Source organism: Bifidobacterium vansinderenii, assembly GCF_002234915.1.
GTDB classification, from domain to species: Bacteria; Actinomycetota; Actinomycetes; order Actinomycetales; family Bifidobacteriaceae; genus Galliscardovia; species Galliscardovia vansinderenii.
On the sequence record NZ_NEWD01000013.1, the window covers coordinates 1 to 18,560 of the forward strand.

Below are 18,560 nucleotides of genomic sequence, written 5' to 3' on the forward strand. Positions count from 1 at the left end.
CCGCGGCCTCGGCCGGGGCCTCCGCCGCTGCGGCGGCCGGCGGGCAGGTGGTTCCCGACGGGCAGATGGTGGACCGCAAGCCGGGCAAGCGCCGGGTCTCGCGCGCGGTGGGCGCGACGGTGCATCGCGCGTGGTCGGCGTCCGCTGACCGGTCGGATGCCGCGTCGTCCATGGGCGTGGATTCGGTGGGCCTGTCGGTGTCGGTCGCGTCGAAGCCGGTGGGCGCCGTCGGGCGCGCCGCGGGCCGCAAGGCCAAGCGGGCCGCCGGCGCGAAGATCCGCTCGTGGATCGGTGTGGAGCAGAAGGTCGAGGAGACCGCCAGCCGCAGGATCGTGATGATGAAGAAGGCCGGCCGCGCGTCCAACCGGATCGGCCGGGCGTTCGGCGGCGGCGTGCATGACGTGCGTTCCCGGCTGACCGCGGAGGACACGGACGTGACGTCGAGGATCGGCTCGTCGGCGCAGACCCTGGCGTTCCGGTCGGTCACGACGGCCGGCCGTGGCGCGGTGAAGGGCACCGCGTTCGCGGTCAAGCACCGTCATGCGCCGGCCCAGGCCGCACGGGCCACGGTGTCCGGCGCCCGCGGGTTCGCGTCGGCCGTCTCGAGGGCCGCGTCCGCCGCCCGGGTGGCGGTCACGCGCGCGATCGCGGCGGTGTCGGCGGGTTCGGCCCCGATGGCCCTGGTCGTGGCCGCGGTCACGGCCGTGGCGGTGGTGCTGGTCGCGATTCTGTCGTGGCTGCCCCTGTCGAAGGACCAGAGCGCGGCCGTCGCGGGCGGCGACGTGCAGAACGTGCCGGCCGAGTACGTGGAGGACGTCAAGCGCGCGGGATCGATCTGCGCGACCGTGACGCCGGCCGTGATCGCCGCGCAGATCGAGGCGGAGTCCAACTGGAATCCGAACGCGGGCAGTTCGGCGGGCGCCCAGGGCATCGCGCAGTTCATTCCCTCGACGTGGGCGACGCATGGCATGGACGGTGACGGCGACGGCAGGGCCGACGTCATGAACCCGCATGACGCGATCTGGTCGCAGGGCAATTACATGTGCCAGCTCGCGGACGGCGTGGCCGCGCTGCAGTCGGCCGGGCGCGTGTCCGGTGACGCGCTGTCGCTGACGCTCGCCGCGTACAACGCGGGTCTGGGCGCGGTGGCCAACTATCACGGCATTCCCCCGTACAAAGAGACGCAGGGGTACGTGCAGAAGATCGTGGGCCGTGTCCCCTACTATCAGGCGGCCGGCGAGGGGTCCGACGGGGCTCAGGCGGGCACGCTGTCCCCGCCGATGATCATGAAGCAGGACGGCTATCACGTGGACTTCACGGCGATGGGCATCGCCGCGACGAGCACGACGTACGAGCTGTACCAGTGCACGTGGTGGGCGTCGGTGCGTCGCGCGCAGATCGGCAAGCCCGTCGACCCGTACATGGGCAACGGCGGCCAGTGGAACGAGAAGGGTCTCGCCCTGGGCTATTCGGTGTCCGGCGCGCCGCGTCCGGGCGACGTGATCGTGTTCGAGCCGGGCGTGCATGGCAGCAGCCGCGTCTACGGGCATGTGGCCGTGGTGGAGCAGGTGAACGGCGACGGGTCGATCCTGATCAGCCAGTCGGGCACGGGATGGATGGCCGTGGTCACGGAGACCATCAGCGCGCAGTCGCTGTCCCAGATGGGCTCCGGCATCAGCTTCATCCACTAGAGCGAGGAAAGGAACGCATGAGCATGGATATGGATGACAGGAGGTTCCGCCGTCGCGTCGCTCTCACGGCGGTCGGCGCCGTCGTGGTGTTCGGCGTGCTGATCGGCATGTCGACCGGCGGTTCGACGTTCGAGGAGACGTTCGGCCGGCATGACGCGTCGCCGTCGGCCTCGGCGTCGGTCTCGCCGTCCTCGTCGGCGTCGAAGACCGCCAAGTCGTCGCCGAACCCGTCCGCCTCGACGACAGCGTCGGCCGAGGTCCGGGGCGTGGAGGCGGACGGGGCTGCCGGCGCGTGCGACGCGATGGCCGCGGACGCGGTCCGCGCGTTCGTGACGGATTCGCCGGATCGCGACGCGGCGCTGCATCGTCTGTTCACGGATGACGCGCAGGGACTGTCGACCCCGGTGTCGGCTCTGGCCGGGCAGGACGCCGACGTGGACTATGGGACCGGTCTGATGGATGGTTCGGCGTCGACCGCGGTGTGCAGCGTGTGGAACGGCGGCGAGTCGCCGTGGATCGTGTCGCTGCGCGTGCAGGACACGGGGCGGTGGATGGCGACCGGCATCCAGGGCCCGTACGACCAGTATGTGATGGAGAATCCCGACGATGCGGCGGATCGATGAGCATGCTCCGGCGGATGGCGGCATCCCGCCGCATACGAGTCCGGAGCGCCTGTATGCCATGGCCATGGATATGGAGTGGAGGGACCGGCTCGATGAGATCGCCGCGCACCGGAACTCGTGGCCGGCGCTGAGGCGATGGGTCAATCGGGCTCGTCGTCTGGGCGTGGACGTGGCGGGCAATCCGCCGGCGCCGCCCGGCTGGGTGCCGCCGGTCCCGCATCGTGATCCGTCCGCCGTGCGCGCCCTGATGCTCGCGGACACGGCGGCGATGCTCGGCCTGCGCGGCGATGGCCCGGAGGCGCCGCGGGAGCGGCGTGTGGGCGTGGGCGTGGCCGGGCATGGCCCGGTCGTGGAGCGTCCGTCGTGGGATTCGCTGATCTCGGGACGTGACGAGTCCGGCCGGACGGTCGAGGACGAGCGGGTCCATGTGAGCATGGGTTCCCGGCTGCGCCGCGTGCTGCCGGTCGTGGCCCTGGTCGTCCTGGTGGCCTGCGGTGTCGGCGCGGTGGCGTTCAACGCGTCCCGCGGCGACGCGCCCGCGCCGGCTCCGGGCCTGCCGTCATCCGTGGCGCGCCCGTCCTCATCCCCGTCCGCGTCGGCGGCGCCGAAGGGGTGGGACGAGGCGCGCGGCGAGGCGGCGGCCCTGGCGGTCAGGGTCTCGGCCAGTCCGGTCGCGGACGACGAGCAGGTCGCCGCGGGTCTGGCCGAGATGCGCGCGCTCATGGACGACGGCTTGTATCCGGTCAAACGGCTGGACCGGGCGCGGCGTGATCTGGCGTCGACGTGGGGCACCGTGATGGACGTGCGCGCCGAGGAGACGGGCTCGGCCCTGGCCGACGTGATCGGCCGTGCGGACGGGTTGAAGGACGCGCATGCCGGTCCGGATCGCGACGAGATGCGACGGCTGGCGGACAAGTGGCGTGGCGTGACGGTCGACCGGTCGAATCTGGCCGAAGCGATCAACGCGCGTACGAGGCTCGGCCAGCTCGTCGACGCCCTGTCCAAGGACGGGGCCGCGGACGGTAGGGATTCGGCCGGCAAGGCCACGTCGTCGAAGCCGTCCTCCTCCCCCGGCTCGTCGGGGTCGTCCGGGAAGGATGCCGCGGACGGGAACGTGGGTTCGCGGGGCTCCGCCGCCGGGTCGGATGCCGGGTCGTCCGGCGGTTCATCGTCCGGGAAGGGCTCGCCGTCCGGGTCGGGTTCCGACGGCTCCTCGTCCGGCGGGGATCTGACGGTGGTGCCGTCGGAGGGTTCGTCGGGCTGGGATGTGCCGGCGGACGGCCCGGTCGAGGTGTTCCCCGACGTGGATCCGAGTCTGTGACCTATGACGCGGCCCCCGCGTCCGTTTCCCCTGGTTCGGGGATGCGGGCGCGGGGGCCGTTTTCCGTCTGGCGCTATCTGGTCTTCCCGTCCTTGGCCTTGCCGATCTTGCCGATCGGCTTGCGGGGGTTCCATCCGTTGGAGTGCTTGAGGGTGGATCGGCTCGCGGGGCGGGGCTGCTGGCCGGGTCGGATCTTGTCGGAGAGGAACGGGTGGACGCCGCGCAGCATGTACACGCATTTGGCGTTGTCCATCTGGGCGAGTTCGTCGGGGGTCATGAGCTCGCGTCCTGTCCTGCGGTTGCTGATGGTGAAGCTGCCGCTGGCTCCCTTGCTCTGGCTGGTGTCGCGCATGTCGATGGTGGCCTTGCCGAGCTGTTTGGAGATCCATTCGGTGGTGGTCTGTTCGTTGCCTCCGAGGTAGAGCACGTTGTCGCAGTTGCCGATGATGGTCTCCCATTGCTTCTCGTACATGGCCTTGAGCTGGGCCATGGTCTGCAGGATCACGCTGACGCTGATGTTGCGTGAGCGGATCGTGGACACGAGGGTGTCGAAGTTGGGGATGCGGCCGACGTTGGCGAACTCGTCCAGGAAGCAGTGCAGCGGTGTGGGCAGGGCCTGTCCCTCCATGCCGCGGGTGCGTTTGATGACGTTGTCGAAGAGGCACTGGTAGAAGATCGCGGCGATGAAGTTGAAGGTGCGGTCCTCGTCGGGCAGGGCGAGGAAGATCGCGGTCCGGGTCCCGGTCGTGCCGATCCGGTCGATGCCGATGTTGTCGGTCTCGAGGATCCGGCGCACGTTGACGACCTGGAGTGGCGCGAGGCGGACGCCGATGGAGATGATGATGCTTTTCTTGGTCTCGCCGGCGCCCTTGCTGAAGGGAGTGTACTGGCTGACGACGAACTTGAGGCCGCGGGCGATGCGTCCGGTCTCCTCGTCCCATTCGTCGGGGTTGGCCTCCCACTCCCGGACGAGTTCGCGGGCGGCCTGGATCTTGATGTCCATCTCGCTCATGCGGGTCTCGTCCTCCTCGCTGGCCTCGAGGTCGTCGGTCAGGTCGAGCACGCTGGTGAGGTTGCGGTGCGTGTCGTCGGCGGTGTAGTAGATGTAGCCGATGAGCGCGGTCAGGAGGCTTTTCTCGCTTTTCTCCCAGAACTGGTCGCCGCCGTTGCGGGCCTCGGGGTTGTTGGTGTTCTCGATGATGTTGCCCACGAGGCGCATGATGGCCACGTCGGCCTTGTCCTCGTCGATGTATTTGAGCGGGTTGAACGTGGTGGCCGTGGTCAGGTCGATCAGGTCGAGTTTGTGGACCTCGTATCCCTGGTCGGCGAGCTGCTGCGCGCAGCGGTCGTGGAGTTCGCCCTTGGGGTCGGTGCACACGTAGTCCATGCTGGCGTTGGCGATGTTGGGCAGCACATAGCCGCTGGTCTTGCCGGCTCCGGAGCCGCCGATGACGATGGTGTTGAGGTTGCGTCGGGTGGCCATGGTGTCGAGGCTGAGTCCTTCGCTGGCGGTCATCTGGAGGTTCTGGCGGCGGTCCTTGTCGGTGTAGGGTGCCATTTCCTCGGGTTTGGCCCAGCGGGCGGAGCCGAATTCCTCGCCTTCGCGGTAGTTGCGGCGCATGCTCCATTTGTAGAGCCAGGCGACGCCGACCAGGAACATGCCGGCGAGGCCGCCGAGCAGGCTGCTCTGGTCGAGGCCGATGCCGGTGGGGTCGGCGAGGGCCGCGGTGACGGCGTTGATGGTCTCGTCGGGCGCGGCTCCCGCGGCGATGGACGTGGTGACGGCGTGGGTGATGACGTCGCCGGCCCATAGTCCCAGGAGCATGGTGAGGATGATGGGGAATGCTTTTCGGATCATTTTCTTCTGTCTTTCTTTTGCTTGCTGGTGCGGATGCGTTCCTCGCGGCGTCTGAGCTCGGCGAGGAAGTCGGTCCGTGTTCCGACGGGCGTGATGGCGGGGATCTCCGTGGTCGGCGCGTCGTCCTCCGCCTGTCCTCCCGTGTCGTCGCCGGTCGGGCCGGTTCCGGTCTCCGTCGCTCTGTCCGGTTCGGCCGGCGTGGTGCCGGTCGCGATCCTGTCGTCGGGTTCGGGGTCGGGGATGTCGATGATGATCAGGCATCCCCCGTCGGTGCAGGTCTCGGCGTGGACTGCGATGGGCGTGCGGGCGCGGGCGGTGGCGAGGAGGAGCCGGCCGATGGCGGTGTTCTTGTCGATGCTCGCGTCGGTGTGGAGTCCGGTCTCGTGGAGGCGTCTCCGGTCGTTCTCGTCGCCGATGCAGGTTTCCGCGCGCCGGCCGGTGATGCCGGTCATGGCGTGGCCTCGTCCGGGTCGTGGCTGAGGTCGAGGGCGATGGTCTCGACGTGGATCTCGTCGTCGGCCACGCGGCCGCGGACCATGATGGGGGTGCGGCGTTGGGCGCGGTGGCGGGCGAGGTTGTCGAGGTGGCTGGCGCCCCGGGCGGTGCAGATGATGGTTTCGATGCCGTCTGCGGTGTGGATGCCGATCGTGAGCCGCGCGGTCCCGGTGGCGTCGTCGATCTCCGGTGTGCGGGCGAGACGTCCCTCGATGAGGATCAGTCGTTGGATGCTGTCGGTCATGGTTCGCGGGTCTCCTGTCTGTGGTCCGTCGGGTCATGGGGTTGTCGCCGTCGCTCGGCCGGCGGCCTGCCGTGGCCGTGTCGGATGTCGTGGGACAGTCCGGCCAGGGCGAGGATGATCGCGGGCAGGAGGAGCGCGAGGAAGACGAGGATGTTCCCGAGGGCGCCGGTCATGTCAGTGTCCTCCGTTTCGTGCTCGGCTGGCGCGGCGGGTCGTGCCGTGGGCCTGTTCGCGGTCGGGGTTGTCGAGGTCGGGCTGGTCGGGCATTTCGGTGCGGTCGGCCATGGCGTCGAGTGTGGTCATGGTCTCGGCGTCGATGTTCTGGTCGTCTCGTGCCGCGTCGATGATGTCGTTGCGTCGGGTCCAGACGAGCTGGTCGGCCTGGGCGCGGGTGAGTCCTTCGAGGTCGCCGTCCTCGTTGACGCGCACGTAGTCGTCCCGGTCGGGGTTCCAGCCGCCGTACCATCGGGCCTCCTGGATCTGCGCGTCGCTCATGGTCCGTTTGAGGATGGGCATGGCGGTGCGTGAGTCGAGGGTGCGCAGTGTGCCGATCGGTTCGTCGGGTCGGGTTTCGCCGAGCCGGTCGGCGATCTCGTGCAGGAGTCGGAGGTTGCCGGGGGTGGGCGTGATCCGGTCGGGGTCGGCGATGCGACGGTCGGGTATGGTGCGTCTGTTGTCCTCCCGGTCGACGACGGGGTTGCCCGATCGTCCGGTGCCGTGGCCCGTGCCGCTGGTCGTGGTGGTCATGCGTTCGTCTCCTTGTTCTGCCCGTGGGCTTCGGGTGCGAGGTATCTCAGGGTCAGTTCCGTGGCCTGGCTGAGGTCCCGTGTGCTGGGGGCGGGGGCCTGCGGGTGGCTGGCGGTGTAGCGTTTCGCCGCGGTCTCGACGAGTTTCGCCACCTCGGTCCTCGTGTGTGTGGGGTCGGTCCGGTGTTCGTTGCCGGTGATGATCCGTCGGGCCCGCCGCCATGTCCGGTCGTCCTCGGCGAGGTGCCGGGCGACGCGGATCGCGGTCTCGGATGGCCCCGATGGGCTGTCCGGTTCGCTGCCGGACGTGTCCCGTGTTTCCTGCTCGTGGGTGGGGCGGGGTGTGGTGAGCGCGGTCTTGACCGCGGTGCACAGGGCCCATTGGTCGGCCACGGTGATGGTCCGGCGCTCCTCGCCCTTGCCGTGGAAGAGTTCGATGGGCTCGCCGGGCCGGAAGCGGAGGTTGACCGGCCGCTGCTCGCGTTTCTGCCGCTGGTTGGCGTCGGTCATGAACCGGTCGGCGCGCCATCCGCTGACGTCGGTGCCGTGGATGATAGTGCCGGCGGGCATGATGACGATCATCTTGGCCCATTCGCGGCCGTCCCGGCCCTTGCGTGTGTAGGGGCGGGCGAGGTCGGCCGGGATGTTGACGCTGGGCCAGGGTTCGCTTCGCCGCTGTCGGCCGGCGCGTGTCTGCGGCTGTGGTGTGGGGGTGGCGAGGTGGATGGCCTGGCGTTCCACGACGGTCTGCCAGTTGGCCGCGGGTCGGCCGGACGCGGTGAGGAGTCGCGGTGCCTGTCCGGCGTGCAGGAGTCCGGATTGGCCGATGGCGTGGTCCGGTTCGAGGTCGCTGACGCCGCCTTCCCGGTCGCGCAGCCGCTGGTAGTCGTCGTATATGGAGCGGCTGGCCTGTTCGAGTGCCGTGTCGTCGGCCGGTGTGTCCTGTGTCGGCGCCGTGGGCTCGCTGGATGCGATGGTGGTGACGGTGGGGCCGTCGCCGGTGGTGTCGTCGTATTGGAGGTGCGTGTACCGGTAGGCGGTGGCCTGTCCGTCCGCGCATCGCCATTCGACGAGGTGGAGGTCGTATCCGTTGGTTTCGAGGTACCAGGCGCATGGGCGGGCCGTCTGGTCGAGTCGCCAGCGGAGCATCGAGGCTCGGACGCGGTCGGGATCCGAGGCGAGCACGTTCCGGTTGGCCTGGTCGAGGGCCTGCCGCCAGCCCATGGCGATCGGCCGGGTGCCGCCGGGGATGGGGATGGCCGTGGGTTCGCCGTCGGGCAGGCTGCCGGAGCGGTCCGGTCTGGTCCCGTCCCATCGGCTGATGTGGTCGAGCAGTTGGGCGCGGATGCCTCGGGTCGGGTCGGCCGGCAGTGCGGTGACGTCTTCGATGGTGGTGGTCTCGTCGCCGATGTGGTGGCGGCGGATGACGGTGTCGCCGGCCTCGTGGGCCGTGCCGAGTTCGCCGATGCCGGTCCGGTCGGCGGTGCCGGCGGTCCAGAGCGTGTCGCCGTGTTCGGCCCAGGCGAGGGTCGGCCAGGGCGTGGGGTCGTTGATCCCGTTGATGGTGTCCTGGATGATGGCGGTGCGGCGGATGAGGTTCTGTTCGTCGTTCATGATGGGGTTCCTTTCCCTTTTCAGCGCTTGTCGCTGCGCGGACGGGCGCCGCGGGTGCGCTGGTGGGAGCGGCGGCCCTGCTGGCCGCGGATCTTGCCTTCCTTCTGTTTGAGCGCGTCGAGGAAGTCCTTCTTGGTCTTCTTGGTCTTCCGCCCGCGTTCCGGCTTGCCCTTGCCGGTGTCGCGTCGCTCCTTCGCCGGGGTCGCGGCCTGTGGTTTCGTACCGTCCGGGGTCGCCTGCCGGCCGGCCTGCGGTGTCGGCCCGGCCTGGCTCGGCGTCTCGTCCTGCATGAGTCTGGAGAGGTCCACCTTTTGGGCGGCCGACGCGAACGGGTCGAATGCGGGGGCCTGCTGGGTGGTCTGTTCGGGGAATGGGAGGTCCGAGGGAAGGTTCTCCTGGGCCGGTGTCTGTTCGGCCGTCGTGGTGATGTCCGGTGCCGGCGTTCCTTCCGTCGGCTGTGCTGCTGCGGGCTGCTGCGGGGCTGCGGCCGTGTCCGTTGGCTGGGGCGCGGCGGGCTGTCCGGGTGTGGGAGCCGGTTCGGTCTGGCCGGCGGCGGGCGTTTCGATGGGTGTCTCCCTGGCCGTCGGGGCGTCGGGGTTGCTGCGGTCCGGGGTCTCGGTTTGTTCCTGTGCCATGACCTGTTTGAGTGCGGGGTCGATGGCGGCGCTGCATTGCATTGCGGCGTCCACGCAGTCCGAGGGCATGGTGAAGGTGGTCGTGTCTCCCTGGTGGTTCTCGATGTAGGGGATGCCGAGCTTGTCGAGGCTGTCGGCCAGGAGTTCCGCGTTGGGGTCCCATCCGGTGGGCTTTTCTATGGAGATGGTGGTCATGGCGTCGTCGGTGGCCGGGCCGGTCGGCATGAGGGGGCGGGCGGCGTCCGCGGCGCGGGTGGCGATTTCCTCGCGTTGTTCCGGTGTCGGGGTGCGGGGTTCGGGCGTGACGGTGGGGATCTCGCCTGTCGGTGTGTCGTCGGCACCGATGGCGGGGATCTCGCCTGTGGGGGTGTCGTCGGCACCGATCGTCCCGAACGTGGGTTCTTCGAGTTCCGGGGTGGTTTCGGCCGGCTTGTCGAGGTCGAGGTCGAGTCCGAGCTTGTCGAACGCGCGGCGGACGGCGTGTTCGACGTGGTCGGCGTCCTTGCCCTGGAAGTGGAGGAAGTACTGGCCGTCGTTGCCTTTCTCGATGGCGTAGGTAATGCCGGATTGGCGCAGGCTTTTGCCGACTGCCTTGAGGCTTTCGTTGTCGAGACTGATCTGGTGGATGTCCTCGCCGGTGGCCTGGAGCTGTTTTTCGCTGATCTCGCCGCCGATGTTGTGTTCCGCGATCGCGTTTCTGATGGGTGCGGTCGTGACTCGCCAGCCGGCTCCGATGAGCGCGGCGGCGAGTTTGGCGCCGGCTTTGAGGATGAGTTTGCCGGTTCCCTGTCCGGCTCTGAGGAGGGTGTCCTTGGCGGTGCCTTCGACGTTTTCCTCGATTCCCATGGTGGTGTTCCTTTCTTGTTTGGCCGGTGTCTACCGGCGTGGTCTGGTGTTGCGGTGTTGCCGCTCGCGTTGTTCCCGGTCCTCGCGTTCCCGGTCCTCGTGGTCGTGGGCGGGGTGGTCCGGGGTGTCGTGGTCGATGCGTTTGTGGGTGCGTGTGATGGCGTTGAGGTCCTGTTCGAGGTTGGTGACGCGGGTCTCGCGGTTGGCGATGTCCTCGCGTCGTTCGATCTGCAGGTCGGCGTCTCCGTGGTCGATGGCGTCGGCGAGGGCGATGATCGAGGCGGCGAGTCCGGCGCGTTCCTCGTCGAGCCGTTCGCGCAGCGCGGCCACGGCGGTGTCGGCCCGGCCGGTCTGTCCGGTCCAGCGCAGGGCGGCGTTGAGGGCTCGGGTCTCCTCGCGCAGCCGGTCGAGCCGGCGTCCCTGGGCGGCGTAGTAGCGGCGTTGTCCGGCGGTGCGTCCGGCGGCCACGTCGATGATTCTGGTGTCGGCCAGGGTCTCGAGCCGGTCGGCGGGGCGGCCGAACCAGTGGTAGAGTCCATGGGTCCAGACGGTGTCGGCGTAGCGGCCCCGCCGGTCGAGGATGGTGATCTGCCGGTGGTCGGTGAGCCATGCGCGCCAGGTGGTGCCGTCGGAGACGATGCGGTCCATGGGGATGACGATCTTGCGCTGGCGCCGGGTGCCGGGCAGCCATACGGTGACGTTCCTGTCGGTGCGTTCGGCGATGAGCCGGTGGTTGAAGCTGATGGGAGTGACGACGCTGCGGGTCAGGCGCAGCATGATGCCCTCCTCGTCGTAGGTCTCGCCGAGCTTGGTGTCGCGCACGCGCAGGCCGCTGGTCTGGTCCGTGTAGGTCAGGTGGCGGCCGCGGATGGTGACGGTGACGTCCATGAGGTCCATGAGGTCCTGGAACTCGGCGAAGTCGTGGGCCTTGGCGGCGGTCAGGTCGATCGCGGTGCGCAGTTTCTCCTTGATGCCGGTGCCGTGCACGGCGGCGTAGATTTCCTCGAGGCTCCGCGCGTGGCGTGGCTCGTCGGGCTCGGGCAGGACGTTTAGCCGCTCCCTGCGGCAGATTTCGTCGCTGGCCTTGCGCCATTGGCCGAGCGTGGTCTTGTGGATTCTGATCTTCCGGTGGTCGTCCTCGCTGGTCGCGCAGATGATGATGTGGTTGTGGATGTGGTCCCGGTCGACGTGGGTGGCGATGACGTATTTGTGGCGTCCGCCGGTGATCTCGTCGGCGAACTGGCGTCCGAGTTCGTGGGCTTGTTCGGGTGTGATGGGGTCGTTCGGGTCGAACGACTGGATCACGTGATGGGCGAGCACGCCTCCTTTTTTCAGCCCGTTTCCTGATTGCCTGAGGTCATCGAGCATGGCCGTCTCGGTCGCTTCTGCGCCTTCCCATGGCCCGTAGTTGGCGGTGACGAGCCGTCCGCCGTCGGTCTTGTCGTCCCGGCTGATGTAGTCCAGGCTCTTGGAGAGGGTTGCCTTGATCTGCTTCACTTTGACCACCGCCATGCCGTCTCACGCCTCGCGCACGGTGATCCGGTACTCGCTGCACATGCGGCCGACCGTGTCGATCAGGTCGTTCATCTCGGCGCGCAGCTCGGCCACGGCGGCCATGGACGCCGTGTCGGCGGCGTTGACGCGGCGGGCGATCTGGTTGACGTTCACGCCGATCGGACGCAGCTGGCGGAGGGTCAGCTCCGGGTCCCAGGTGGGCTCGATGACCTTCACGGATCCGTTGGTCATGATCTCGCGGGCGAACCCGCCGAACGACGCGCCGGCCCCGCGGCCGCGCGACCACAGCTCGTACGTCTCCCGCACATCGGCCCATTCTTCGGGCGTGAACGTGACCTCGCGGCGGATGCTCCGGCTCCTGTTCCGGGTCCAGTTCATGTGCCGCTCCGCTTCATCGAAGACGGCGTTTTCACTGTTCGGAGGCTCCGCCGACTATGGGGTTCGGGTCTCCCGACTTGTCCCGCCGGCGGCGGGCAAGCAGCAACAGTACGTACTGTTGCTATGCTTGCTACTCCCAAATCGGCACGCCGATTTTGGGAGTTGCTGGTCTCGGTTTTTCGTTTGCTGTTTTCCAAACTTGTTCCGTTCTCGGTCTCGTATCGTGGCATTGACACGATCAATTGTTTGTCTGTTTTGTCCTGTCGAGTTTGGAAAGCGAGGAGTCTGTTATGGCGAGGAAGCAGGTGTCGGTGGCCCGTCAGAGTTTCATGAATGGTCTGCTGGCCGATGAGCGTGCTCGTATGGAGCGTAAGAAGAAGGAGGCCGGTGAGCTGTTCGGCGCGTTGTGGGAGTTCCGTGATTCGGCGGTGCGTCTTCGTGAGGCTGCCGCGGTGTATCGCGAGCATCAGAATGCGCGCAGGAAGGATCTGGAGGAGATGCTGGATCTGACCGATGTGGAGTCCGGCATCGTGATGGGCACGACTCGTCTTCGCGAGAATCCGGTGGCCGATGATGATGGTGACGGCGAGGATGTTCGTGATGGTTCCCCGGTTGCATCCGTGGCCGAGGATGCGGGCGAGCTTCCTCCGGCGTTGGGCTCCGATGCCTTCGATGACAAGGATGCGGATGGCGCCGGTGGGGATGGCGGTGCTGGTTCGTCCGTTTCGTTCCCGTGGTCGTCCGGCGACCGGTGAACGGATCTGGGCCTGGTTTGAATGAGGAAGGGGCTCCGACGGCGTGTGCCGTTCGGAGCCCCTTTGTTGGTTGTCGGTGGTCTATCGTGTCCGTTGGTCGGTGACGTTCGCGTCGACGAGTTTCTTCCGTTCGATGCGTTCGGTCTGTCGGCCGTCGGGCATGGTGATGTGGTAGTGGACCTCGGTGATGCGGTTCACGGGTCGTGCGGGCTGCGCGAGGATCTGGGAGGCGCGGTCGCGTCGTGCGATGCGGTTGATGGCCCATGTGGTCAGGATTCGGACGATGATGCAGACCACGGTGGTGATGGTGAATCCCCAGAACACCTGGTTGAAGTCGAAGGCGTCGTGCCGGTAGCAGAACCAGGTGAATACGGCGAGTAGGAGCGCGATGCCTCCGACGACGCCGGAGAGGATGTTGAACGCGGCCAGGAGGGTGCGGATAGGATGGGTGACCAGGCCGATCGCGAACGTGACGACGATCATGAGTGCGCAGAACGCGAGCATGATGGCGACGATGATCAGGTCGATGATGAGCATTATGGGCATGGCGGCGGCTTTCTTCTCTGCTGCTTTCCTTTCATTATCTCCCATGAAGTGGGGGCGTCGGTTTGGAAAATACGTTCCAAACTGTTCGATGTTTTCGTGGCGCAGACTGGATGGTGACGGTGTTCGTCCAGGTACGGGGAGGTTGTTGTGGGAGCTGTCAGGACTGTGGTCATGGTCGAGGGGAATCTGGCGCGGGATCCCCGGTTCTGGGAGTCGGACGGTCGTCGTCCGGCTTTTCTGTCGTTCACGGTCATGCATACCGCGCGTATCCGTGACGAGTCGGGCTCGTGGGTGGATGGTCGGACCACGAGCGTGGACGTGACGTTCAACGGTCCCGCCGCGGAGCGTCTGCATGATCGTATGGAGGCGGCGCCTGGCGTGCTGGTCAAGGGCGCTGCCGTGGTTGCGTTCGGTGATGTCGCGGACGTGCCGAACGCCTGGGTCGGGGCGGACGGCGAGGCGGGCGCGTCGCTGCGGCTGCTTGGCTATCGGGTCGTTCCCGACCAGTTCGTCAATCAGGCCAGGCGTGATCGTCGTGACGCGTCCGATGCTCCGGCGGGCGTCGGCGGGCGTGGTCGCGCCGCGGCTGCAGCGGCGCAGCGTGTGGAGACCGTGACGGTCGACGCGGACGACGACGGGGATGGTTTCGATCCGTGGGTGGACGACTGATCCGCTGTCGCTTGTGGAGGGCAGACTGATGGTGCGGGGGTCTTCCTCGTGCAATGCATGCGGTTCCGTTGCGTCCTGGTGGCGTGGCGGGACCGTTTTTCGTTTCGTTGCCGCTGCTGGGAATGGGAGGAGGGCTTCCCGGTGTCGGGAAGCCCTGGTGGTCAGAGGGTGATCTCGGTGGTGACGATGTCGCGGATCTCGTCGATGCTGCGGGGCGTGCCGTCGTCGTTGACCGCGATGAGGTGGATGAGGGTGGCGAACCTGTCGATGTCGGTCTCGTTGAAGAGGTCCGTGGCGGCCGCGTAGTGCTGGGGGTCCCAGGGGTCGGACCGGCGGGCGAGGAGTCGTTCGGCGTCCTGCTGTGCGTAGAAGGGCGCCCAGGGGTCGTCGGCGATCTGGTAGGTGCGGGTGTTCTGGGTGTCGGTGGAGGTGGTCATCGTGGTTTCCTTTCTGGAGCGTGTTCGACGCGATGAACGGGCCGCGGGTTCTGTCGGTGTCGCAACCCGCGACGCTCCGAAGGACGTAGTCCTTCGCGTGCGGCGTGGGTTGCGGCGCCGGCAGGTTCCGTGGCACGATCGGCGGGTCGGACATGCGGGAAGGAAACCATGATGATCGCCGGTCCGTCGCCCTTGCGCCTGCCTGGTCGTCGACGACGTCTGGGCCGTCACGCGCGACGGCGGGATGATCTCGTCCCGTGCGCGTGCCCGGCCCCGTACGCCCGAACGCTCACCGTCCGGGGTCTCTTCGGCGGGACCGACATCGGCCGTCACGCGTTCCCGGCGGCGTCGCACGTGCCGCGCGCACTCTCGACGGATCCGCGACATCGTCACCACCGAGATCACCCTCTGACCGCTCACTCACGCCCGGCGTCGCCCTGCGTTTCCGCTGCGTCGTTCCGTCGTCTTGTCTTCCCCTGCGTGTGATGGTGGGGCGGGGATCGTTCCTCCCCGCCCCTGTGTGGTTCAGTCCATGTCCTCGATGCCGGTCGAGGCCTCGTCCCAGCACCATTCGTCGAAGTGGAAGAGTCGGATGATGGTGTCCATGTCCGTCGGGTCACTGATGATCTCGGCGATGTCGAGGTTCATGGTGGCGGTCCAGAGGAGGAATTCCTCCCAGTCGCCGCCGAAGATGAATCCGGAGCGGGCGATGTAGTCCCTGGCCTGCCAGTTGCTGTAGACGTAGGAGCCAGTGTCGAGGCCGGTGACGATGGGTTCGCAGGCCTCCCGCATGGCGTCCATGCTGTCATAGTTCGCGTGGTTCTCGCTGATCCAGTCCTCGATGTCCTGGATGACGGTCGCGCGATAGTCGTAGCCGGTGGTCTGGGTGATGGTCGTGGCGGTCATGGCGTGTTCCTTTCCTTGTTGCCTGTGCGACGTGTCGTACGGGCCGCGGGTTCCGTGGCACGATCGGCGGGTCGCATGGGCGGGAAAGGAACGCTTCCTGTTCGTTCCGTCCGTTCGCTGCCGGCTATGGGTCTATGCGATGCGTTCGAGGTCGCGGCTGGTGGTGGAAAGCCAGAATGCGGGGTCGGCGATGAGGTGTCGGGCGAGTCTGTGGGCTCGTGCGCAGCGGTCGCGTTCGGTTCGTGATGTTCCGGTGCGGCTGCGTCGGTCGAGGTCGCGCAGGATGCCGCGTCGTATGCGCCATGCTCGGGCGTGGTCCGTGTTCATGCCGCGGCTCCTTCGATGATCCGGTAGGGGCCGGTGATGCGTTTGAGGCTGCTTGCGGGCAGGCTGATGGTGATGGTGCCGTCGGGTTGCGGTCGGGCTCCGGGGTGTATGCGTGGCGGCTGTCCGGGCAGGGTGTCGATGATCTTGCGGCCGGCGATGACGACTCTGGGGCCTTGCCGGTGGTCGTCGGGATTGACGTTGATGGTCACGGTCCTGTGGTCGTTGGGGTCGTAGCCATAGATCAGGTCGGCGACGAGTATGGCCTGGTCGGTTTGGCCGGCGGGCCAGGTCCAGGTGTCGGTCGCATGCTGGTAGGCGCCGCCGTGGTGGCGGGCGAGGCGGGGCAGTCTTGGGTTGAACGGGCAGACGAGGTGAGTGGTCTGGTCGATGGTTTCGATCGCGATGTCCTGCATGATCTGTGGTCCTTCCGGGGTCGGTCACCAGTTGGTGTGTGGGTTGATGATGATGGTGATGAGTATCCAGTGCAGTGCGGGGATGGTGAGGTCCGGAGCGATGCCGGCGGCGGTGAGCAGTGCCGGGATGATGCGGGTGTCGGCGGCGCGGGTCTGCCACATGATGGCGTCGCGGTTGTGCAGGCGGACGCTGTCGGCGGGGTCGAGTCTCTGGTCGAGGGTGTCGCGCAGCTGTCGTGCCTGTACTTGGGTGAGGGGTCGGCGGATCTGTCGGCGGCTTTGGATCTCCCAGTTGCATTCGTCGTTGTCGCCGAGGGGCTGGTCGATGACGAGGGTGAGGCACATGGTGGGTTTGGTGTCGGTCATGATTGCGGTTCCTTTTCGTGGCGGGAGGCCGCGGTGTGGTCGCGGTCTCCCCTTTTTGGCTGTGATGATGTGGCTATGAGAGGTGTTGACGGTTGTCGCCGTCGTGGTGGGTGATGACCATGTCGATGAGGAATGGTCCGGTGATGACGGTGGCGAGGAATGTCGCGGTGGCGAGGTTGGCGATGAGGTCGTTCAGGTTCATGGTGGTGGTCCTTTTGGTCGGGGTCCGGCCGGTCTCGATGGCCGGTCGGACCCTTTTGGGCTTCTATCGGCTGGCGGCGTCGATGATCTGGTCGATGCCGTCGGCGCGCATGTCGCGGCCGTCGATGGTGGCGACGATGGCCACGCCGTTGTCGTAGCCGTGTCCGATGGGTCGTCCGTCGCGCAGCAATGTGAACGTGTCGGCGGTGTCGAGGCGGACGTCGATCCCGTGGTAGCGGGCGACGTGGCCGTCGATGGTGTAGGCGTCGGCGAGCTGGCTGTCGACGGTGAAGAGGCTGAAGTAGTTGTCGTACATGGTGGGGCTCCTTTCGAGCGGGGTTGGGGCCTCCCGCGGGTTTGCGGGAGGCGTTCGTGGACTTATCGGCTGGGGTTGGTCAGCCATGCGGCGTACGGGTGGTCGGGGTCGATGCGGTTGGCCTGCCATGCGGCCTCGCGTGCGGTGTCGGCCTGTCCGGCGGCGGTGGCGAGGAGGGCCATGAGGGTTTGGGCGTTGGCGGTGGCGTCGTCGCCGCTGTTCTGGCTGATGCTGTCGATGTGCCACATGGCGTTGGCGAGGGTGTCGGCGGCGGGCATGGCGTGGTCGAGTCCGTCGATGTATCCGTCGACGTAGCAGTTCTGCAGGTCGGCGTCGCTGGTGTCGCGCATGTCGTCGATGGTGGTGTCGGGCAGGAGGCTGGCGAGGATCGCGGGGATCATGTCCCATCCCTGCTTTTCGAGGACGACGGCGACGATGGCGAGGCTGCGGCAGTCGTTTTCTCCGGCCATGACGCGGATCCAGTGGTAGCAGGCGGCTCGGAACCATGCGGTGGCGGCTTCGTGGTGCTTGTCCTTGGCGGTGTCCTTGTCGTATTCGTTGCGGATGGCGTCGATGATGTCGGTGAGCTGGGGTTCGGTATCCTCGTCGCGGGCGGTGGATTCGAGCTGGATGAGCGGGTTCATGGTGGTGTTCCTTTCGGGGTCGGGCCTTGTCTGAAGGCCGTGTGTTTTTTCTTGGTGACCTGCTGGTCAGCGAGAGCGTTACCCGGCGCAGCGGGTTCCGTCATAGGCGACGCGCGAGGGGCGGCGCAGCCGCTCCCCCGCGTGCTCGCGTTGACGGGTTCCGACCGCCGGGTATGCTCGGCTGGCCTGCCAGCAGGTCACCAAGAAACAAAAGGGCCCCACGCCCATAGGGCGTGAGGCCGGTATCGCGTCGGACGAAGTCCGACTCCACACGGGGATGGGCGTCCGCCGCCCCGCGGCGGTCCATGTGCTTCGACAGGAAAGGGAGTTTGAGGGAAGACCGTGGGTGGTCTTCCCTCACGGCCGTCGCGACCGCGAACCCCATATGAGGGGTTCCGGGAGCGACGGCCCGTTCCCGCGCCCGGGCCACGCCGGGGACCGGGGTCTGTCGGCGCGGCTCGGGGTCGGGGTCATGCGTTGGCGGTCATGATGCGGGCCTTGGCGATGTAGGCGGGGAGTTTGTCGATCTCGGGGCCGGGGCCTCCGCTGTAGGGTTCGGCGTCGTCGAGCCATGCGAGGTACACGTACGATGGGTCCACGTCCTTGGGGATCATGTCGCCTACGGTCCAGGTGAACGTCTCCCAGAGCCACGTATCCTCGCGTTCGATGTAGTCGTCCTCGTCGAGGATGGCGTATTCGTCCTCGATGTAGCGTTCCGCGCCGAACATGATCGCGGCGGCGATGGTGGGGGTCTGCTCCCAACCGTGGAACATGGGCATCTCGTAGAAGATCTCGACCTCGAGCCCGTCGCGGACCTCGCGGCNGTTCTCCTTCGGAGCGTTATCCGTATTCGCATCAAGATCCGGATTCACCGAGTTGCCGAACAGGGCGATGTTACCGCCCTTCGATGCGGTCGAGTTGCCCGACGGACAGAACCACAGACCGCCACCGAAATGACCGGCCGTGTTCCCGAACGCGACCGTCTTGCCCACATACGCGGTCGTGGACTCCTCC

The 18,560-nt window shown here is 67.4% G+C and carries 22 protein-coding genes; 5 read left to right on the top strand and 17 right to left on the bottom strand.

Features of this window, described 5'->3' with window-relative positions:
- From Tam10B_RS05695 to Tam10B_RS05705, 3 genes are all read left to right on the top strand, one after another.
- A partial coding sequence (locus tag Tam10B_RS05695; protein ID WP_332881262.1) for a lytic transglycosylase domain-containing protein occupies positions 1 to 1,691 on the top strand: 1,691 nt, incomplete at its 5' end.
- Between the two features lie 17 nt (positions 1,692 to 1,708).
- Positions 1,709 to 2,314, top strand: coding sequence for a hypothetical protein (locus Tam10B_RS13235; protein ID WP_093960297.1), 606 nt, complete (start codon positions 1,709 to 1,711; stop codon positions 2,312 to 2,314).
- Positions 2,298 to 3,635: a hypothetical protein gene (locus Tam10B_RS05705; protein WP_093960298.1), complete on the top strand. Its 1,338-nt coding sequence runs from the start codon at positions 2,298 to 2,300 to the stop codon at positions 3,633 to 3,635. The genes Tam10B_RS13235 and Tam10B_RS05705 overlap by 17 nt, the downstream gene beginning before the upstream one ends.
- A gap of 73 nt (positions 3,636 to 3,708) precedes the next feature.
- On the opposite strand, the gene Tam10B_RS05710 is transcribed toward Tam10B_RS05705, so the two are convergent.
- From Tam10B_RS05710 to Tam10B_RS05745, 8 genes are all read right to left on the bottom strand, one after another.
- Positions 3,709 to 5,493, bottom strand: a complete 1,785-nt coding sequence (locus Tam10B_RS05710) for a VirD4-like conjugal transfer protein, CD1115 family (protein WP_093960299.1) — start codon at positions 5,491 to 5,493, stop codon at positions 3,709 to 3,711.
- Entirely contained in the window at positions 5,490 to 5,945 is a 456-nt protein-coding gene (locus tag Tam10B_RS05715; RefSeq protein ID WP_093960300.1) for a hypothetical protein, read from the bottom strand. The genes Tam10B_RS05710 and Tam10B_RS05715 overlap by 4 nt, the downstream gene beginning before the upstream one ends.
- On the bottom strand, positions 5,942 to 6,232 hold the full coding sequence (locus Tam10B_RS05720; RefSeq protein WP_093960301.1) for a hypothetical protein: 291 nt from the start codon (positions 6,230 to 6,232) through the stop codon (positions 5,942 to 5,944). Before Tam10B_RS05720 ends, Tam10B_RS05715 begins: the two co-directional genes overlap by 4 nt.
- 174 nt (positions 6,233 to 6,406) lie before the next feature.
- Positions 6,407 to 6,979: a hypothetical protein gene (locus Tam10B_RS05725; RefSeq protein WP_093960302.1), complete on the bottom strand. Its 573-nt coding sequence runs from the start codon at positions 6,977 to 6,979 to the stop codon at positions 6,407 to 6,409.
- Positions 6,976 to 8,592: a hypothetical protein gene (locus tag Tam10B_RS05730; protein WP_093960303.1), complete on the bottom strand. Its 1,617-nt coding sequence runs from the start codon at positions 8,590 to 8,592 to the stop codon at positions 6,976 to 6,978. Before Tam10B_RS05730 ends, Tam10B_RS05725 begins: the two co-directional genes overlap by 4 nt.
- Before the next feature lie 20 nt (positions 8,593 to 8,612).
- A complete protein-coding gene (locus tag Tam10B_RS05735; protein ID WP_093960304.1) occupies positions 8,613 to 10,073 on the bottom strand; it encodes a PcfB family protein in 1,461 nt (486 codons plus the stop codon).
- A 30-nt stretch (positions 10,074 to 10,103) separates the two neighbouring features.
- Positions 10,104 to 11,585, bottom strand: coding sequence for a relaxase/mobilization nuclease domain-containing protein (locus Tam10B_RS05740; RefSeq protein ID WP_093960305.1), 1,482 nt, complete (start codon positions 11,583 to 11,585; stop codon positions 10,104 to 10,106).
- Positions 11,586 to 11,591: 6 nt separating this feature from the next.
- Entirely contained in the window at positions 11,592 to 11,966 is a 375-nt protein-coding gene (locus Tam10B_RS05745; protein ID WP_093960306.1) for a MobC family plasmid mobilization relaxosome protein, read from the bottom strand.
- A 290-nt stretch (positions 11,967 to 12,256) separates the two neighbouring features.
- On the opposite strand from Tam10B_RS05745, the gene Tam10B_RS05750 reads away from it, so the two are divergent.
- Positions 12,257 to 12,721 (top strand): hypothetical protein, encoded by a 465-nt coding sequence (locus tag Tam10B_RS05750; RefSeq protein ID WP_093960307.1) that lies wholly within the window; start codon positions 12,257 to 12,259, stop codon positions 12,719 to 12,721.
- An 81-nt stretch (positions 12,722 to 12,802) separates the two neighbouring features.
- Here the strand turns inward: Tam10B_RS05750 and Tam10B_RS05755 are convergent, their stop codons facing one another.
- Positions 12,803 to 13,267 (bottom strand): hypothetical protein, encoded by a 465-nt coding sequence (locus Tam10B_RS05755; protein ID WP_143248560.1) that lies wholly within the window; start codon positions 13,265 to 13,267, stop codon positions 12,803 to 12,805.
- 147 nt (positions 13,268 to 13,414) lie between these two features.
- Between Tam10B_RS05755 and Tam10B_RS05760 the strand changes: the two genes are divergently transcribed.
- The gene (locus Tam10B_RS05760) at positions 13,415 to 13,936 is read left to right on the top strand and encodes a single-stranded DNA-binding protein (RefSeq protein ID WP_143248561.1); all 522 of its coding nucleotides are present in this window, start codon (positions 13,415 to 13,417) and stop codon (positions 13,934 to 13,936) included.
- 161 nt (positions 13,937 to 14,097) lie between these two features.
- Here Tam10B_RS05760 and Tam10B_RS05765 read toward each other — a convergent pair whose 3' ends face one another.
- The 8 genes from Tam10B_RS05765 to Tam10B_RS05795 all read right to left on the bottom strand — a co-directional run bounded on the left by Tam10B_RS05765 (position 14,098) and on the right by Tam10B_RS05795 (position 17,546).
- Positions 14,098 to 14,373, bottom strand: coding sequence for a hypothetical protein (locus Tam10B_RS05765; RefSeq protein ID WP_093960310.1), 276 nt, complete (start codon positions 14,371 to 14,373; stop codon positions 14,098 to 14,100).
- 525 nt (positions 14,374 to 14,898) lie between these two features.
- On the bottom strand, positions 14,899 to 15,279 hold the full coding sequence (locus Tam10B_RS05770) for a hypothetical protein (RefSeq protein ID WP_093960311.1): 381 nt from the start codon (positions 15,277 to 15,279) through the stop codon (positions 14,899 to 14,901).
- A gap of 132 nt (positions 15,280 to 15,411) precedes the next feature.
- A complete protein-coding gene (locus Tam10B_RS05775; RefSeq protein ID WP_093960312.1) occupies positions 15,412 to 15,606 on the bottom strand; it encodes a hypothetical protein in 195 nt (64 codons plus the stop codon).
- Positions 15,603 to 16,019, bottom strand: coding sequence for a hypothetical protein (locus Tam10B_RS05780; RefSeq protein WP_093960313.1), 417 nt, complete (start codon positions 16,017 to 16,019; stop codon positions 15,603 to 15,605). The genes Tam10B_RS05775 and Tam10B_RS05780 overlap by 4 nt, the downstream gene beginning before the upstream one ends.
- Positions 16,020 to 16,043: 24 nt before the next feature.
- A complete protein-coding gene (locus Tam10B_RS05785) occupies positions 16,044 to 16,385 on the bottom strand; it encodes a hypothetical protein (protein WP_093960314.1) in 342 nt (113 codons plus the stop codon).
- Positions 16,386 to 16,458: 73 nt separating this feature from the next.
- The gene (locus Tam10B_RS13725; protein WP_269843576.1) at positions 16,459 to 16,587 is read right to left on the bottom strand and encodes a hypothetical protein; all 129 of its coding nucleotides are present in this window, start codon (positions 16,585 to 16,587) and stop codon (positions 16,459 to 16,461) included.
- 63 nt (positions 16,588 to 16,650) lie between these two features.
- Positions 16,651 to 16,902: a hypothetical protein gene (locus Tam10B_RS05790; RefSeq protein ID WP_093960315.1), complete on the bottom strand. Its 252-nt coding sequence runs from the start codon at positions 16,900 to 16,902 to the stop codon at positions 16,651 to 16,653.
- Between the two features lie 62 nt (positions 16,903 to 16,964).
- The gene (locus tag Tam10B_RS05795; protein ID WP_093960316.1) at positions 16,965 to 17,546 is read right to left on the bottom strand and encodes a hypothetical protein; all 582 of its coding nucleotides are present in this window, start codon (positions 17,544 to 17,546) and stop codon (positions 16,965 to 16,967) included.
- Positions 17,547 to 18,560 lie beyond the last annotated feature (1,014 nt).

Excerpts from the sequence above, each read along its gene's own strand:
- Tam10B_RS13235 (WP_093960297.1), top strand. The coding sequence starts at position 1,709 with ATGAGCATGGATATGGATGACAGGAGGTTCCGCCGTCGCGTCGCTCTC.
- Tam10B_RS05705 (WP_093960298.1), top strand. The coding sequence starts at position 2,298 with ATGCGGCGGATCGATGAGCATGCTCCGGCGGATGGCGGCATCCCGCCG.
- Tam10B_RS05710 (WP_093960299.1), bottom strand. The coding sequence starts at position 5,493 with ATGATCCGAAAAGCATTCCCCATCATCCTCACCATGCTCCTGGGACTA.
- Tam10B_RS05715 (WP_093960300.1), bottom strand. The coding sequence starts at position 5,945 with ATGACCGGCATCACCGGCCGGCGCGCGGAAACCTGCATCGGCGACGAG.
- Tam10B_RS05720 (WP_093960301.1), bottom strand. The coding sequence starts at position 6,232 with ATGACCGACAGCATCCAACGACTGATCCTCATCGAGGGACGTCTCGCC.
- Tam10B_RS05725 (WP_093960302.1), bottom strand. The coding sequence starts at position 6,979 with ATGACCACCACGACCAGCGGCACGGGCCACGGCACCGGACGATCGGGC.
- Tam10B_RS05730 (WP_093960303.1), bottom strand. The coding sequence starts at position 8,592 with ATGAACGACGAACAGAACCTCATCCGCCGCACCGCCATCATCCAGGAC.
- Tam10B_RS05735 (WP_093960304.1), bottom strand. The coding sequence starts at position 10,073 with ATGGGAATCGAGGAAAACGTCGAAGGCACCGCCAAGGACACCCTCCTC.
- Tam10B_RS05740 (WP_093960305.1), bottom strand. The coding sequence starts at position 11,585 with ATGGCGGTGGTCAAAGTGAAGCAGATCAAGGCAACCCTCTCCAAGAGC.
- Tam10B_RS05745 (WP_093960306.1), bottom strand. The coding sequence starts at position 11,966 with ATGAACTGGACCCGGAACAGGAGCCGGAGCATCCGCCGCGAGGTCACG.
- Tam10B_RS05750 (WP_093960307.1), top strand. The coding sequence starts at position 12,257 with ATGGCGAGGAAGCAGGTGTCGGTGGCCCGTCAGAGTTTCATGAATGGT.
- Tam10B_RS05755 (WP_143248560.1), bottom strand. The coding sequence starts at position 13,267 with ATGCCCATAATGCTCATCATCGACCTGATCATCGTCGCCATCATGCTC.
- Tam10B_RS05765 (WP_093960310.1), bottom strand. The coding sequence starts at position 14,373 with ATGACCACCTCCACCGACACCCAGAACACCCGCACCTACCAGATCGCC.
- Tam10B_RS05770 (WP_093960311.1), bottom strand. The coding sequence starts at position 15,279 with ATGACCGCCACGACCATCACCCAGACCACCGGCTACGACTATCGCGCG.
- Tam10B_RS05775 (WP_093960312.1), bottom strand. The coding sequence starts at position 15,606 with ATGAACACGGACCACGCCCGAGCATGGCGCATACGACGCGGCATCCTG.
- Tam10B_RS05780 (WP_093960313.1), bottom strand. The coding sequence starts at position 16,019 with ATGCAGGACATCGCGATCGAAACCATCGACCAGACCACTCACCTCGTC.
- Tam10B_RS05785 (WP_093960314.1), bottom strand. The coding sequence starts at position 16,385 with ATGACCGACACCAAACCCACCATGTGCCTCACCCTCGTCATCGACCAG.
- Tam10B_RS13725 (WP_269843576.1), bottom strand. The coding sequence starts at position 16,587 with ATGAACCTGAACGACCTCATCGCCAACCTCGCCACCGCGACATTCCTC.
- Tam10B_RS05790 (WP_093960315.1), bottom strand. The coding sequence starts at position 16,902 with ATGTACGACAACTACTTCAGCCTCTTCACCGTCGACAGCCAGCTCGCC.
- Tam10B_RS05795 (WP_093960316.1), bottom strand. The coding sequence starts at position 17,546 with ATGAACCCGCTCATCCAGCTCGAATCCACCGCCCGCGACGAGGATACC.